Genomic DNA, 16,452 nt, shown 5'->3' with positions numbered 1-16,452 from the left:
CTTATCGTTTTTTTAGTAAATTTGTCGCATATCCTTAAAATTAGAACACGATGAAAACAATTCTATCCTGCTGTTTAGTAATTATTCTGGCTGTTTCCTGCCAAATGAAACAGAATCAGAATTCCGATGAGTCAATCGATGAAAACATGAGCGTTGATAATACAGAAACTTGTATGGTAGATACCGTAAAAGCTACAGCTATCTTTTGGATAGATAAAGCAGAAGCCAAACATTGCAAAGATTCGGGGCTCCGTACGATTAAAGCGAAAGTATTTATTCACGAAAATGGAAAGGTTGACTTCCTGTCTTTCACCAAAAAGCAATCATCAGGTGTGGAAAAGTACATACTCCATCATCTTGATAAATTCCAAATTTCAAAACGAATGTTGGAAGGCGGGTATATACAAACAGGAGAACAATTCGTTCAGCTTCGCTGTATGAGGGAGAAACTGCAAGCTATGCAATAACTCACCGGATCTCTTTCCTGAATGGAAGAAATATTTATTTGTGAAACTTCATCTGCACCTTATTCTTTAGTGCATACCGTTCATCTACCACTTTGTCTGTAGGAAAGAAAGTGAAAAAAAGACGCCACCCTCCTTCTGTATAGACAAATTTGCGTCCGTTTGCGCCATGAAGAATAGCTTGATATTTTTCCAAAACGAAAGATTCGATATGTTCCGGCATTTCATTTCCCATTACCGAGAACTCTACAGTAATGAAAAAATTCGGAACAGACAGTTCCGCCACATTTTGGAATATCCGGTCGGTAACAGTCATTTCTTCGTTTCTTTCGTTACTTCCAATAACTTCCCGTATGCATCAAATGATCTTCGGGAAGCCAGTGAAATAGTAATCATCAGTGACAGCATGGAAGCCGTGAAGGTAATAACCATAATCATCATCTGATATTTGATTGCCACATTCGGACTGCTTCCTCCCAAAATTTGTCCGATCATCGTACCCGGCAGAGCCACCAATCCCATCACTGCAATATTCGCAATCAAAGGACTGAATGACTTGATGATGGCCTGTTTTATAAATGGTGCCTGAGCTTCCTGGCGTGTAGCTCCATTTCCTAATAAATAACGGTATAATTGTTGTTCCCGCTTCAGTCCGCTATAATAAGTATTCAATGCAATCACATTACTTGAAAGCATATTCCCCATTAAAATGCCGAATATTGGAATAAAATACTGAGCACTGAAAATGTTATCTAACTGGAGGACAACACCGATAAAGTACAATCCAACCACTACTACACTGCACAAAAAACCTATAGAAATCGGTATCAGCAAGATGCTCCGTTTCAGTTGAGTACGTACCAACGCTGTTTGTCCGGCAACAAATATCATGATAATCACCCAAAGGAAATTAATCCAAGGATTATTCCACAAGAAAAGATACTTCAGATATATACCGATAAAAAATAGCTGGATAATCATTCGAAGCGTACCTATCACGGCAGGTTTCAGCAAACCCGTCTTGAACTTCCAAAGATAAAAGAACGGAATGGCAAGCAATAGCAAGCCAATAAATAAATTATAATATGAAATATCGATGGTTCCCAAAATAAATTCCCTTTATGCTAGTATTAAATATTGTTTATAGTTCTATTAAATAATGACAGCCCGAAGCAAAGTCTTTATCATGTGATACAGCTAACACAGCCGCCCCTTTCTCTGCCTGCCGCCTGAAGAAAGCCAGCACTTTGTCTGTTGACCCGGCATCCAACGCTGATGTCGGTTCATCAATAATGATCAAAGGTTTGTTGAGCATCGCAGCCACTGCCAGCATGATACGCTGACGTTGTCCGCCTGAGACTTCATTCACCCTTTTAGTATACAAATCATGTTCCAGCCCCAGATCATCAAAATATTCATAGAGCCTTTCTTCCGAAAAAGGAACGGAACGATTTACTTTCAGATCAAACGGAAGAGCCACCATTTCCTTTACCCATTCAAAAGGCAAGGCCAGTTCTTGTGGAATCCATGCAATTTGCCGCCGGATTATATCTATAGTTGATTTATCCAACAAGGTATCTCCTACTTTTATGGTCCCCTCCTTTAACGGCACAAAGCCCATCACCGCATTTAGCAATGAGGTCTTTCCACAGCCGGACTGCCCTACAATACAGGCGGTTTTCCCCCTCTCCAGATTCAGATTTAATCCGGAAAAAAGTACTTCTGTCCCAAAAGCGATACAAGCATTGTTGATATGTAGCATGGCGTTTTCAATTCTTTCCTTCCGGCAAAGGTAGTATTTTCTTGAAAAACGTTATCTTTGCCTCATTAATTAATTCGAGAAAAGTTATGATACTGAACGAAAGAGATGCCCGTCATGAGCATATATTACAGGTAGCACGCCAAATGATGACCGCCGCACGCACTGCTCCGAAAGGAAAAGGGATTGATATCATTGAAGTGGCCTTGATTACCGATGAAGATATTAAACTGTTGTCGGACAAAATGATAGCTATGGTAGAAGAACACGGAATGAAGTTTTTCCTTCGGGATGCCGACAACATCTTGAGTGCCGAATGTGTTGTATTGATAGGAACACGCGAACAGGCACAAGGTTTGAATTGCGGACATTGCGGATTTGCGACATGTGCCGGACGCACGGAAGACGTCCCCTGTGCATTGAACAGTATTGACGTTGGCATCGCCATCGGCTCCGCTTGTGCCACAGCAGCCGATATGCGTGTAGATACCCGTGTCATGTTCTCTGCCGGATTGGCAGCACAACGCCTCAATTGGCTGAAAGACTGCAAAATGGTTATGGCTATTCCGGTGAGCGCCTCTTCAAAGAATCCATTCTTTGACCGGAAGCCGAAACAGGAAACCAAAGCATAAGGTATGTGTCAAAAGACTGGTACCTGCTCATTTTATAAACTGATTTTATAACTAAATATAATATAATCTGATGGGAATCATGGTTGGACTTCCCAGCCCCAGTGGCTCGGAAAAAGATTTGCAATTGAACTTTGGAAAGAATATGACTGTACAGGTAGAAATGAGAGCTCCTCACCTGCCTGCCGAATGGCATCTGCAAAGCGGCATACAGTTGACATGGCCGCATGCCGGTACAGATTGGGCATATATGCTGAAAGAAGTACAAGAATGTTTTGTCAATATAGCCAGAGAAATAGCCAAACGTGAGTTATTATTAATCGTGACTCCCGAGCCCGAAGAAGTAAAGAAACAGATAGTGGCTACCGTAAACATGGACAATGTCCGCTTTCTGAGATGTGAGACAAACGATACATGGGCACGCGACCACGGAGCTATCACCATGATAGATACCGGCAACCCTTCCCTGCTCGACTTCACATTCAACGGCTGGGGATTGAAGTTCGCCTCCGAACTGGATAATCTGATTACCGGACAGGCTGTAAAAGCCGGAGCGCTGAAAGGCCAGTATATAGACTGTCTTGACTTCGTTCTCGAAGGAGGTTCCATCGAAAGCGACGGTATGGGGACACTGCTTACCACCACCGAATGCCTGCTCTCCCCCCACCGGAACGGGAAACTGAATCAAGTAGAAATAGAAGAATATCTCAAATCAACTTTCCACCTGCAGAAAGTCCTCTGGCTGGATCACGGTTATCTGGCCGGCGATGATACCGACAGTCATATCGACACCTTGGCACGCTTCTGTTCCACCGACACCATTGCCTACGTGAAATGCGACAATACCGAAGACGAACATTATGAAGCACTGCATGCCATGGAGGAACAATTAAAAACATTCCGCACATTGGCAGGAGAGCCCTATCGCCTGCTGGCTTTGCCAATGGCAGACAAGGTAGAAGAAGACGGTGAACGACTGCCTGCTACCTATGCCAATTTTCTGATTATGAATGATGCAATTCTTTACCCCACCTATCAACAGCCGGATAATGACCGGAAAGCGGGAGAAGTATTGCAACAAGCATTTCCTAAACATCAGGTCATCGGTATTGATTGCCGGGCATTAATCAAGCAACACGGTTCTCTGCATTGCGTCACCATGCAGTATCCGTCAGGTGTTATCCAATAACGGACATTTCAGTAGCATATTAAATAATTATTCATCATGAAAAAGATAAAAGTAGGATTAATCCAACAATCCAATACCGCAGATATTCGGGTCAACCTGATGAACCTCGCTAAAAGCATTGAAGCCTGTGCTGCTCACGGAGCACAACTAATCGTGCTGCAGGAGTTGCACAATTCACTTTATTTCTGCCAGACAGAAAATACGAATCTGTTTGACCTTGCCGAGCCTATCCCAGGACCATCTACAGGTTTCTACTCCGAACTGGCAGCGGCTAATAAGGTAGTGCTTGTTGCTTCACTCTTTGAAAAACGCGCACCGGGCCTATATCATAACACAGCTGTCGTTTTCGACCGCGACGGAAGTATTGCCGGAAAATATCGGAAAATGCACATTCCCGATGATCCTGCCTATTACGAAAAGTTTTATTTCACCCCCGGAGATATCGGTTTCGAACCGATTCAGACATCCTTAGGCAAACTGGGAGTACTGGTATGCTGGGATCAATGGTACCCGGAAGCTGCCCGTCTGATGGCTCTGAAAGGGGCTGAACTTCTAATTTATCCTACCGCCATCGGCTGGGAAAGCAGCGATACGGACGACGAAAAAGCCCGCCAGCTCAATGCGTGGATAATCTCCCAACGTGCTCATGCAGTGGCAAACGGTCTTCCGGTTATCTCTGTCAACCGTGTAGGGCACGAGCCCGACCCTTCCGGTCAAACGAACGGCATACAGTTTTGGGGAAATAGTTTCGTAGCCGGACCGCAAGGAGAGTTTTTGGCACAGGCAAGCAACGATCATCCTGAAAACATGGTAGTTGAAATAGACATGGAACGTTCGGAGAACGTCCGCCGCTGGTGGCCCTTCCTCCGTGACCGTCGAATTGATGAATATGACGGACTCACCAAACGTTTTTTGGATTAGCGAGCAGAATCACAATTAATCACCGATAGAAATAATACAAGAGGTCCACAAGAGAAAAGCCTGAATAGCAACTCTTGTGGACCTCCGTATTATATCCTTTTTTATTGGAAAGTAATCTTCTTATTAGCAATAAAGTTGGCAGCTCCGTAAATAAACAATCCAAGGAACTGGGCCAGATATTCATTAACATCCAGACCTTCTACCAACAAAATAAGGAATAAAAACTGCGCAGTGTAAGCAACCCCGAAAGCAGAACAGAAGAATAGTATCTGTTTCCAGACATTATTCTTTCTTTTTTCTACGGGGAATATCCAATACTTGCACCAGATAAAGTTATGAATCTGGGCTATAATATACGCAGTTACATTAGCCACCATATAGTCACCTTCGAATGACATTTCTCTCATCATCAGCCACACAACAAGGGCCATGATCAAAGCATTCATCGTTCCGATTACTATAAAGCGAAATATGCGCACTGATTCTTTCATTTCACAACAAGTTCGTCGTTATTCATTCGTATCATGTACTGCTGAATGATTGCTTTCAGTTCATCTTCCATCGACTGTTGTACATCAATCTGACCCAGAAGATTATGTTCCAGCAATTTATCCGTTTTAAACGCATACATGGCTACGGCGTTCCGGCCATCAAACTGCAATAAATAGTCACCTTTAAAGAATTGATATATTCCATTGATATAATTTACGGCATACGTATCCTCAGCAGGCGTATTCAATAAATCACACCCAAAGGAAACAAATGGTTTGTCATACCCTAAATACCCCAATACAGTAGGCATAATATCAATTTGTTGTGCTATCACATCTTTACGGAAACCTTTCAAATTACTTCCCGGCTGATAAAACACTACAGGAACAGAGAACAACCCGCTTTCCGTCTCATACTCCGGACGTTCCGGCGAGTTGGTATGATCTGCTGTAAATACGAACAGCGTATTTTTATACCACGGTTCTTTCGAAACCTTTTCAAAGAACAACTTCAAAGCATGATCCGTGTATCCGATGCACTGACGAATAGCTTTATTCCCTTTCGGAAAAACGCCTTCGTATTCTGCTGGAACTGCAAACGGATGGTGGGAAGAAAGGCTGAACAACGCAGCTGCAAAAGGCTGCTGAAAACCGGATAAAGTATTGCCAAAGAACTGGAAGAATTTCTCATCCCAAATTCCCCAATGCCCATCAAAATCCTTGTTACCCGGATTAGCCTCATTATATTCCGTACGACCAAAGTAATTGGTGTACCCTGCCGTACGTGCAAAAGCTTCAAATCCCATAGAGCCATTGTCCGCCCCGTGGAAGAAAGCGGTGTAATATCCTTTTTTGCCCAACTCCCCGCCTATACTGGATACCGTGTTCAAAGAAGATGGTGTCAGAAAGAACGGTTCTATAAACATCGGGATACCCGACAATACGGAAGGCATTCCGTCGATACTCTTCATACCATTAGAGAATGAATATTTAAAAGTCAGACCTTCAGCCATCAACGAATCAAGGAAAGGCATATATCCCTTATAGGTTCCATTGTCCAATTCTTCATTCAGAAAGCCGCTACTCTCTTTACTAAAGCTCTCCAGAATAAAAACAACCACATTCAACGGCCTGAATTGCACACTATCCGCAGGCATATGCACCGGCGTGTACAAAGCTTCCATCTTCTCTTTATCGAAATACTGAGGTATGGCAAATGAGGTCTTTCCAAACGTGCGGAAGATAGAAAAAGGGGTATTCAGTACGATCCCCGTCTCCATCGGCCGGTCTACATACTTATTGGCGTTGCTGATTGTGATTGGACGCACCATGCCAGTAAATCCGCCACGCATTCCGCCGATACACAAGTACACTCCAAGCCCCAAAGTAAGCAAATGAACCGTATAATAAACTGGCATACGTTCTACCTTTACCGGCTTCGGCTTACGATACAACTTAAATAAAGCATAACCAAAAGCAATGGCAAACAACGTCAGATACCAGTGATTCAATAATTCTGTCCCTATAATACCTCCCAGATTCCCTTCATTCTTAAATTCGCTGAATACGGACGCAGTCGTTCTTCGATGGGTATATTGGAAATAAACCGTATCCATCAGGTTCATAATAATGACAATCAGGTTGGTTGTCACAAAAATCCCCTTTGTAATCTTCTGATATATTACATTTTCCTTATAATGAAGCGGAATCAGCATTAGGAAAATATACAGAAGATTCGTATAAAGAATGGCAGAAGTATCAAAAAGGAATCCTCCCTCGAACATTCTCCAGATTCGTCCGGCTGAAAGATCGGAAAAAGCCTTCAAATTTTCTATCAGAAAGATGACACGACAGAGAATAAAGCACCCCATCACTAATAATAAATTAATTATGAGTGACAGGGTGGTATTATAAAGAGAACGATATTTGTTCATCGTTTACTTATTTTCTTTGATATCAACGATCAGGTTGAGTTCGTCAAGTTGAGTCTGATCAATTTCAGACGGTGCATCCAACATTACATCGCGCCCTGAGTTATTTTTGGGGAATGCGATACAGTCACGGATAGAATCCAGACCGGCGAAAAGAGACACCCAACGGTCAAGACCGTATGCCAAACCACCGTGAGGAGGTGCACCATACTTGAAGGCATTCATCAGGAAGCCAAACTGAGCCTGTGCCTTCTCCGGTGTGAAACCAAGGATTTCGAACATTCTGGCTTGCAACTGAGCATCGTGAATACGGATAGATCCTCCACCGACTTCCACGCCGTTGACAACCATATCATAAGCATCGGCACGCACAGCAGCCGGGTCAGTATCCAGCAATGGAATATCTTCTTCTTTCGGATGTGTAAACGGATGGTGCATAGCCATCAGACGGCCTTCTTCCTCACTCCATTCGAACATTGGGAAGTCAATCACCCAAAGGCAAACAAACTTATTCTTATCACGCAATCCCAATTGGGAACCCATTTCCAAACGGAGTTCACAAAGTTGCTTACGTGTTTTCATCACGTCGTCACCGGAAAGAATCAGAATCAAATCACCCGGTTTAGCGCCAAATGCTTCCTTCATCTGTTGCAGCACTTCCTGTGTATAGAATTTGTCTACACTTGATTTCACCGTACCGTCTGCTTCTACACGAGCATACACCATACCTTTCGCACCAATCTGCGGTTTCTTGACGAATTCAGTCAAGGCATCGAGTTGTTTACGGGTATAAGTTGCAGCCCCTTCCGCACAGATACCGCCAACGTATGCGGCATTATCGAATACAGAGAAACCATGACCTTTCATGATGTCCATCAGTTCAACGAACTTCATGCCGAAACGCAAATCCGGTTTGTCGCTGCCATAATATTTCATGGCATCAGCCCAAGGCATACGCTGGAACGGTTCGGTCAGTTCAACACCCCGAAGAGTCTTGAACAGATGTTTGGCCATTCCTTCGAAAGTAGAAATGATGTCTTCCTGTTCTACGAAACTCATTTCACAGTCAATCTGTGTAAATTCCGGTTGACGGTCGGCACGCAAGTCTTCGTCACGGAAACATTTTGCAATCTGGAAATAACGGTCGAACCCGGAAACCATCAGTAACTGTTTCAGTGTCTGCGGAGATTGCGGAAGTGCATAGAATTGTCCCGGATTCATGCGTGAAGGTACCACGAAGTCACGTGCACCTTCCGGAGTAGAACCGATCAGTACAGGAGTTTCTACCTCTATAAAGCCCAGGCTATCAAGATACTTGCGTACTTCGATTGTCATCTTATGACGTAATTCCAAATTAGAGCGTACGGCATTACGACGCAAATCCAGATAACGGTATTTCATACGGATATCATCACCACCATCCGTATTATCCTCAATTGTAAACGGAGGAGTCATGGCGGTGTTCAGAACGTTCAGTTCGGAAACGATAATTTCAATATCTCCGGTAGGGATGTTTGCATTCTTGCTGAAACGCTCATTCACTGTTCCTGTGATCTGAATCACGAATTCACGACCCAGTTTATTGGCACGGTCGCAAAGTTCAGCATTAATTTCTTCATTAAAAACCAACTGGGTAATACCGTAACGGTCGCGAAGGTCAATGAAAGTCATACCTCCCATTTTACGGCTGCGCTGTACCCATCCAGACAGCGTGATTTGTTTATTAACATCGGAGATTCTCAGTTCTCCACATGTGTGCGTTCTGAACATATTTTCTAATATTTATGATATTTTTCGTTAAGTAGCTTGCAAAAGTACACAATAAATCAGAAATCGGCATTTATTTCAGACTTTCTTTGTCAGCTTTTTCAATATTTTCTTGTTTTTATCTGTTATATTGTCCACAATCGCCTCATTAATCAGTTTTATTCCGTTCACATATTCCTGTGCTCTTTGAAGAACGTTGGCCGCATCTTTTTCTTCTGTCTTCGGCACAACTACGCGTAATCCGCTTTTAATAAGTTCGATATTTACATCCGCCTCCGTCTCCATCGGGTCACCATCAAAATGCACGACTCCCGGCACAGCCCGTCGAATACACAACTTCTTACAACGGAATGTCTTGATCCGGCTGTTCTGATCAATAGTTTTATTAAATAACTGGAAAGCAAGAGAGGGTACATCCAAAACGGTAAAAGGCTCGAGGATGGTCACATCCAGCAAACCATCCGTCAATGTGGCTTGTGGAGCTATATATGCATTGTTTCCATATTGCGACGCATTTCCGCAGGCAATAAGGAAAGCTTTATACTTGCTGACTCCGTTTTCCGTTTCCAGTTCATATGTTTCGGGCTGATATTTAAGACTTTCCTGCAACGTCTTTTCGAGATAAGTCAATAGTCCGCGCTTTCCGGCATGAGCAAATTTCAAACTGACAAATGCATCAAACCCTACTCCACAGGTACAGAAAAAGTCCGTACCATTAATCTTACCATAATCTATGGTATCCAAGCATCCCTCATTGAGCACTTCCAGTGCCTTCTTAGGTTCCATAGGTATGTGCAGATGCCGCGCCAGTCCATTCCCCGATCCGCAGGGAATAATTCCCAATGCGGTATCAGTATGTACCAGCGAACGAGCTATTTCATTAATTGTTCCGTCCCCCCCGATAGCCACAACGACGTCAGCTTTCTCTTCCGCAGCTTTGGCAGCTATCTCTACTGCATGACCGGCTCTTTCCGTATACACTACTTCCCAAGTGTATCTCGCCTTATCAATTTTTTCATCCAGCAAGTTAAGAATCAATTCTTTACTTTGTGTTCCCGAAATAGGATTGACGACGAATATTATTCTTTTCATTCTTTCGTTCATGCTAATCTTTGTCAATTGTAGACGACAAAAGTAATACAAATATATTAAATTTTGATCTATTAGAGGTTTCTAATCTCATGGGAGCAACTTTTTTCTTTTAAAAAGAACAGATAAAAGCAAATTTTGTTATCTTTGCCCCCTGTTTTAAACACTTGTTAAGATAAAAGGAAATTAGATCATCAGCGAATGATCTGAGTATGAGTATAATAAATTATAATTCATGGGATTATTACAAGAGAAGTTAGCTAAGTACGACCTGCCACAGAAATTTATGGCACAGGGCGTTTACCCATATTTCCGTGAGATTGAGGGAAAGCAGGGTACAGAAGTAGAAATGGGCGGACAACATGTGTTAATGTTCGGGTCCAATGCATACACTGGCCTTACGGGAGATGAAAGAGTGATTGAAGCAGGTATCAAAGCCATGCGCAAATACGGTTCCGGTTGTGCCGGTTCACGTTTTCTGAATGGTACGCTCGATCTTCATGTTCAACTTGAAAAAGAACTGGCAGCCTTTGTTGGCAAGGATGAAGCACTTTGCTTCTCTACCGGTTTTACGGTTAATTCCGGAGTTATCTCATGCCTGACCGACCGAAATGATTATATAATATGTGATGACCGTGACCATGCCTCTATCGTAGATGGCCGTCGTCTCTCCTTCTCACAGCAATTAAAATATAAGCACAACGATATGGCGGATCTGGAAAAGCAACTTCAGAAGTGCAATCCGGATTCAGTGAAACTGATCATAGTAGACGGTGTATTCTCTATGGAAGGTGACTTGGCAAACCTACCCGAAATCGTTCGCCTGAAACATAAATACAATGCTACTATCATGGTAGACGAAGCTCACGGTTTGGGTGTATTCGGAAAACAGGGACGTGGTGTATGCGACCATTTCGGTCTGACACACGAAGTAGACCTGATCATGGGTACTTTCAGTAAGTCACTGGCCTCTATCGGCGGTTTTATCGCTGCTGATTCTTCTATCATCAACTGGCTGCGACACAATGCACGTACTTATATTTTCAGTGCATCCAACACTCCGGCTGCAACAGCAGCTGCTCTGGAAGCGCTTCATATCATCCAGAATGAACCGGAAAGACTGAACGCTCTGTGGGAAGCAACCAACTATGCTCTGAGACGTTTCCGTGAAGCAGGCTTCGAGATCGGTGCTACTGAGTCTCCTATCATTCCTCTTTATGTACGCGATACGGAGAAGACTTTCATGGTTACTAAGTTAGCTTTCGACGAAGGTGTATTCATCAATCCGGTTATTCCGCCGGCATGTGCTCCGCAAGACACATTGGTACGCGTGGCATTGATGGCTACTCACACCAAAGAACAAATAGACAGTGCTGTAGAAAAGTTAGTGAAAGCTTTCAAAGCTTTAGACCTTTTGTAAGCAGCATCTCTGAAAAGCTATAAAAAAGCTACTTTCCGAAAGACAAATCATCAGGAAAGTAGCTTTTTTAATTCTACAGCAAACAAATTACTTCTGCTTTGCGTAACGAATTTCCATTCCTTGGTTATCCAGAACCAAAGAATCAGCCGTCAGTCTCTTGATATCCATCGTATCCACAAATTCAATCGTCTGGCCATTACCGATACTTTTTCCTGTCAGAATCAGTTTAGTTCCTTCCTGTTTCCAGCTTTCATAAACCAAAGTAGCCATATTGACAGAAGAAGCAACGCCTCCTTCTTCCATCTTAATACCTTGTACTTGTCCTTCCAGTCCCGGCACAGGTTCTACCCATGAGCCAACAATTGAGGCAGAGTTACCTCCACATGCAGCCAATAAACCCATCAACAGAGTTGCTGCCAACATTTTCTTTTTCATTCTGTAGTTCTGATTAGATTATTAATTAGTCATTAGTCCGATCCGCCTTCTTCCCTACTACAATCACTTTCTTTGCAGTTGGTATCGTATTCGATCCCGGCTCTTCCTCTTCTTCTATGTAATTCACCTGTACGGTGTCTCCCAGTTCGAAGCCACCGACTTCACTCGGCTCCTGATCCATCGTACTGACGAACACTGTATCTCCTTTCGAAGTAACCAACATAAAATTATTCATCGAAGCATCTTCTACTACCCCGAAGATTGTTTTCTCATCTTCTGTAGGAGCAACAGCCAGACTATCATCCATAGTATCCTGCTCTTGTCCCGCAGTCTGTTCGCTCTTTGATTGACAAGCACTTATCACACCAACCAAAACAGCAAACAATAAAAAAACTCTCATTTTGTTCATATGCTTTTTATTTGAGATAAAACTTAGAATATTGCAAAGGTAATTTTTAAAATTGTTTTTCCCATGAACCTGCTTAAAATTAATTGAAATAAGGCATTAAAAGTTTTTCTATACCGGCACACGCTCATTACAAAATAATGATACATATATAATTATACAAAACGTAAAATAAGGATAAGACAGACAAAACAGGAATATGTTAAATACTATTTTAGCTCATTCCGATCAAACATACAATATATTAATAATCAGATAAATAATAGATAAATTAAGGATATATTCAGATAAGTTCATGGAGAACTTGGTAGCAGATTTTAGAAAAATAAGCTTTCATCTTTTGAAAATTTAAGGTTTACAAATATTGAATGATTTTCTTTGCTTTGTTGGCGACAAAAATAGTTATATTTTTCAGAAATACGCTATAAATTGATGCTTTTTTTAAAAGTTATTTCTTCGTTTACCCTATCTTTTCCTTTTATAATTCTGATAAAGTAATATTTCAGGAGGTATTTGAAATTAATATGTACTCATAATACTCATCCCACCAAGTTCTCCATGAACTTATACCGCCTTAGAGTTTACTAAATTCTATATTTCACAACCTAATTTTTAATCAAAAATCAACACACAATCAATGCCTATGGAAATATTACAGTATTATGATTTACCATCCCTATCGTTTACAAACAAAACCGGTAAACTAGTTATTATTTTAAAATCAAAATTATGAAAAACATTTTATTTACTTCAAACAAAGTGCACACAACCGCGCGAATCGGTGTTCTGTTCTTTTCTTTATGTTTTTCTCCACTCATAAATGCCGGCAATGCGGAAAAGCCGATGAATGGCATAGAGAGTTCAGAAACAACGCAACAAAATAAGATTAAAATAACAGGTGTAGTAACAGACAGCAAAGGAGAATCTATCATCGGAGCCAATGTTGTAGTAAAAGGACAATCAAACGTCGGAGCAATAACCGATGTAGAAGGACGTTATCAGATTATGATTCCTTCCGACAATGCAATTTTGCAAGTATCATATCTTGGATACGTAACCGAAGAAATAAAAGTAAAAGGGCGCCGCAACATCAATGTGATGCTGAACGAAGACTCCAAAGCGCTGGACGAAGTTGTAGTAGTCGGCTACGGACAGCAGAAAAAGGAAAGCGTAGTCGTTTCTATGAGTTCCATCAAACCAAAGGATATCGTTGTCCCTTCGCGAAGCCTGAATAACAGTCTTGCCGGACAAGTCGCCGGTTTGATTGCAGTACAACGTTCGGGTGAACCCGGATATGATAACGCAGAGTTTTGGATTCGAGGCGTAAGTACCTTTGCGGGTGGTACATCTCCACTGGTACTTGTGGACGGTGTACCCAGAAGCATGAGTGATATTGAACCCGACGAAATCGAAACGTTTTCGGTTTTGAAGGATGCCGCTGCAACAGCCATTTATGGTGCCGAGGGAGCCAATGGTGTAGTACTTGTCACTACCAAACGCGGACGTGTAGAGAAGGCAAAGATTTCATTCAAGACAGAACACACCATTTCTTCCCCCACCCGTCTTCCCGAATTCGTTGGTTCGGCCGACTATCTGGACCTGTTCAACGAAGCACTCCATAATGATGGGGAATTACCGCAGTTTTCGGATGACTTAATTGCACATTACCGGAACAATGACGATCCGGACCTATATCCAAATACCAACTGGATCGACAAAATGTTACGTAAAAACACATTCACACACAGATATACCTTGAATGTACGTGGAGGTACAGAAAAAGCAAAATACTTTGTTTCGGCAGCATATTACAACGAAAGTGGTATTTTCAAAGGAAGTCCTACCAAACAATATAATACAAACATCGGCATCGACCGTATCAATCTTCGTTCAAATATTGATATGAACGTATCAAGCACTACAACTGTAGGAGTTGACCTCGCACTTCAGTATCTGGTTAATAATTATCCGGGAACAGGAACTGCCAATATATTCCGTTCCATGCTGATTACTCCTCCTTATACATTTCCGGCTGTATACAGTGATGGTACTGTTTCAACCTACTCACAGGAACGTGACGCTAACATGCGCAACCCGTACAACTTATTGATGAACTCCGGATACGCCAAAGAATACCGTACTGCCATTCAATCCAAAGTTTATGTAGACCAGAAACTGGATTTTATCACCAAAGGTTTGTCTGTACGCCTGAACGCAAGTTATGACTATGATAGTGAAATGATCGTTCGCCGTGAATATAATCCGACAAGATATCATGCTACGGGACACGACGAAAACGGCAATCTATTATTTGCCACAGTCGTATCCGGAAACCCTGAATTGCAGGACCCTAAGAATAGTGCGACAAGCGCAACCAAGAAGATTTACATAGATGCTGCCATCAACTATAAACGTACGTTCGACCAGCACGAAGTAGGTGCCATGCTATTGTACATGCAAAAGGAAACCCAATATCACAATGTAGCACTTCCCTATCGTAAGCAAGGTCTGGTAGGACGTTTAACTTACGGTTACGGCGGACGCTATTTCATTGAAGGCAACTTCGGATACACCGGTTCGGAAGCATTTGCTTCGGGCAACCGTTTCGGTTTCTTCCCGGCAGTAGGTCTTGCCTACTACATTTCCAATGAGTCTTTCTACCCGGAAGTAATCAAAAAGTATGTCCCCAAACTCAAATTAAGAGCCTCTGTCGGACGTGCCGGTAACGACAATACAGGAGGAACCCGTTTCTTGTACCGTCCGACCTACAAAATGGATGCCGGAGGTTTTACGCAAGGTTACAATGATACCGGAGGCGGTCTGAACGGTATCGGCAACGGCATCATAGAAGGACGTTTTGCAGCTCCTTACTTGGGATGGGAAGTAGAAGACAAACAAAACTACGGTTTCGATATCGGCTTGTTTGACAACCGTCTTGAAGTTATCTTTGATTACTTCGATTCTACCAGAAGCCAGATTCTGCTGCAACGTCAGACTGTTCCCCAGCTTGGCGGTCTGAGAGACGATCCGTGGCAAAACTTCGGTAAGGTTCGCAACAGAGGTGTTGACATGTCTGTGAACGCTCATCAAAATATAGGCAAGGTAAAACTTAGCGCAAGAGGTACATTCACATTCACCCGCAATAAAATTCTGGAATATGATGAACTTCCTCCAAAGTATGACTACCAAGCTATTACGGGCAAACGTGTCAGTGATAAAGATAATCTCTATTACATCGCAGAACGACTTTATACCGAAGACGACTTTACCGTAAGCACCAACGCTAACGGTCTGAAGACTTATAAACTCCGTTCGGAAATTCCACAACCAACCTTAGGCGGACTCCTTGGTCCCGGTGACATCAAATATACCGACGTCAATGGAGACGGAATCATCGACTCTTATGACCGTGTAAGAGGAATCGGTCATCCGGAAACTCCGGAAATTATCTACGGATTCGGTTTAAATGCCGAATATAAAGGAATCTACGCCAGCATCTTCTTCCAGGGAGCAGGGAACACTTCTGTATTATTGGGTGGAAAGACTTCCGAAGGATGGTACCCATTCTCATGGGGTGTAGACCAGTCCAACTATCGCACCTTTGCATTAAACCGTTGGACAGAGAACAATCCGAGCCAGGATGTAATTATTCCCCGTCTGCACAAGAGCAATGCGAACAATGCTAATAACCGCGTTGCCAGTACATGGTGGCTGCGCGATGGCTCTTTCCTCCGATTGAAGAATATAGAAATCGGCTATCAGATACCTAAGAAATTCTTAAGCAAGATCGGCTTCGAAGCTGCCCGTATCTATCTGATGGGATATAACCTGGCAGTATGGGATCATATCAAATATTTCGATCCGGAAGCCGGAAATGCGAATGCCGGACTTAACTATCCGCTGCCGCGAACCTATACAATCGGTCTTGATTTCACATTCTAAAAACCATAA

15 protein-coding genes are annotated in these 16,452 nt (G+C 42.6%); 6 read left to right on the top strand and 9 right to left on the bottom strand.

Annotated elements, in window-relative coordinates:
- The first annotated feature begins 50 nt into the window (after positions 1–50).
- Entirely contained in the window at positions 51–467 is a 417-nt protein-coding gene (locus tag BT_RS04415; RefSeq protein ID WP_008761549.1) for a DUF4891 domain-containing protein, read from the top strand.
- Positions 468–501: 34 nt separating this feature from the next.
- Here the strand turns inward: BT_RS04415 and BT_RS04410 are convergent, their stop codons facing one another.
- The 3 genes from BT_RS04410 to BT_RS04400 are packed head-to-tail and all read right to left on the bottom strand — an operon-like array spanning position 502 to position 2,226.
- Entirely contained in the window at positions 502–780 is a 279-nt protein-coding gene (locus tag BT_RS04410) for a hypothetical protein (RefSeq protein WP_008761548.1), read from the bottom strand.
- Positions 777–1,571, bottom strand: coding sequence for an ABC transporter permease (locus BT_RS04405; RefSeq protein WP_008761547.1), 795 nt, complete (start codon positions 1,569–1,571; stop codon positions 777–779). The genes BT_RS04410 and BT_RS04405 overlap by 4 nt, the downstream gene beginning before the upstream one ends.
- 34 nt (positions 1,572–1,605) lie before the next feature.
- Complete coding sequence (locus tag BT_RS04400) at positions 1,606–2,226, bottom strand: ABC transporter ATP-binding protein (protein WP_008761546.1); 621 nt, start codon at positions 2,224–2,226, stop codon at positions 1,606–1,608.
- Between the two features lie 86 nt (positions 2,227–2,312).
- Between BT_RS04400 and BT_RS04395 the strand changes: the two genes are divergently transcribed.
- From BT_RS04395 to BT_RS04385, 3 genes are all read left to right on the top strand, one after another.
- Positions 2,313–2,855, top strand: a complete 543-nt coding sequence (locus tag BT_RS04395; protein WP_008761545.1) for a ferredoxin domain-containing protein — start codon at positions 2,313–2,315, stop codon at positions 2,853–2,855.
- 70 nt (positions 2,856–2,925) lie between these two features.
- The gene (locus tag BT_RS04390) at positions 2,926–4,041 is read left to right on the top strand and encodes an agmatine deiminase family protein (protein ID WP_008765713.1); all 1,116 of its coding nucleotides are present in this window, start codon (positions 2,926–2,928) and stop codon (positions 4,039–4,041) included.
- Between the two features lie 36 nt (positions 4,042–4,077).
- Positions 4,078–4,962 carry a carbon-nitrogen hydrolase gene (locus tag BT_RS04385; RefSeq protein WP_008761543.1) on the top strand — a complete coding sequence of 295 codons (885 nt, stop codon included), beginning with the start codon at positions 4,078–4,080 and terminating at the stop codon, positions 4,960–4,962.
- Positions 4,963–5,063: 101 nt separating this feature from the next.
- On the opposite strand, the gene BT_RS04380 is transcribed toward BT_RS04385, so the two are convergent.
- From BT_RS04380 to BT_RS04365, 4 genes are all read right to left on the bottom strand, one after another.
- Entirely contained in the window at positions 5,064–5,453 is a 390-nt protein-coding gene (locus tag BT_RS04380) for a GtrA family protein (RefSeq protein WP_008761542.1), read from the bottom strand.
- A complete protein-coding gene (locus BT_RS04375; protein WP_162303156.1) occupies positions 5,450–7,387 on the bottom strand; it encodes an LTA synthase family protein in 1,938 nt (645 codons plus the stop codon). Before BT_RS04375 ends, BT_RS04380 begins: the two co-directional genes overlap by 4 nt.
- A 3-nt stretch (positions 7,388–7,390) precedes the next feature.
- A complete protein-coding gene (aspS, locus tag BT_RS04370; RefSeq protein ID WP_008765710.1) occupies positions 7,391–9,154 on the bottom strand; it encodes an aspartate--tRNA ligase in 1,764 nt (587 codons plus the stop codon).
- A gap of 75 nt (positions 9,155–9,229) precedes the next feature.
- Positions 9,230–10,255, bottom strand: a complete 1,026-nt coding sequence (locus BT_RS04365; protein ID WP_008761539.1) for a diacylglycerol/lipid kinase family protein — start codon at positions 10,253–10,255, stop codon at positions 9,230–9,232.
- A 220-nt stretch (positions 10,256–10,475) separates the two neighbouring features.
- Here BT_RS04365 and BT_RS04360 point away from each other — a divergent pair, with 220 nt between their 5' ends.
- Positions 10,476–11,660 carry a serine palmitoyltransferase gene (locus tag BT_RS04360; RefSeq protein WP_008761538.1) on the top strand — a complete coding sequence of 395 codons (1,185 nt, stop codon included), beginning with the start codon at positions 10,476–10,478 and terminating at the stop codon, positions 11,658–11,660.
- A gap of 87 nt (positions 11,661–11,747) precedes the next feature.
- Here BT_RS04360 and BT_RS04355 read toward each other — a convergent pair whose 3' ends face one another.
- Positions 11,748–12,095 (bottom strand): lipocalin family protein, encoded by a 348-nt coding sequence (locus tag BT_RS04355; RefSeq protein WP_008761537.1) that lies wholly within the window; start codon positions 12,093–12,095, stop codon positions 11,748–11,750.
- Between the two features lie 25 nt (positions 12,096–12,120).
- Complete coding sequence (locus tag BT_RS04350; protein WP_011107504.1) at positions 12,121–12,504, bottom strand: hypothetical protein; 384 nt, start codon at positions 12,502–12,504, stop codon at positions 12,121–12,123.
- Between the two features lie 726 nt (positions 12,505–13,230).
- On the opposite strand from BT_RS04350, the gene BT_RS04345 reads away from it, so the two are divergent.
- Positions 13,231–16,443 carry a SusC/RagA family TonB-linked outer membrane protein gene (locus BT_RS04345; RefSeq protein ID WP_011107503.1) on the top strand — a complete coding sequence of 1,071 codons (3,213 nt, stop codon included), beginning with the start codon at positions 13,231–13,233 and terminating at the stop codon, positions 16,441–16,443.
- Positions 16,444–16,452: the final 9 nt, after the last annotated feature.

It is taken from the genome of Bacteroides thetaiotaomicron VPI-5482, assembly GCF_000011065.1.
GTDB lineage: Bacteria > Bacteroidota > Bacteroidia > Bacteroidales > Bacteroidaceae > Bacteroides > Bacteroides thetaiotaomicron.
This window is presented reverse-complemented; position numbering and strand designations above follow the sequence as displayed.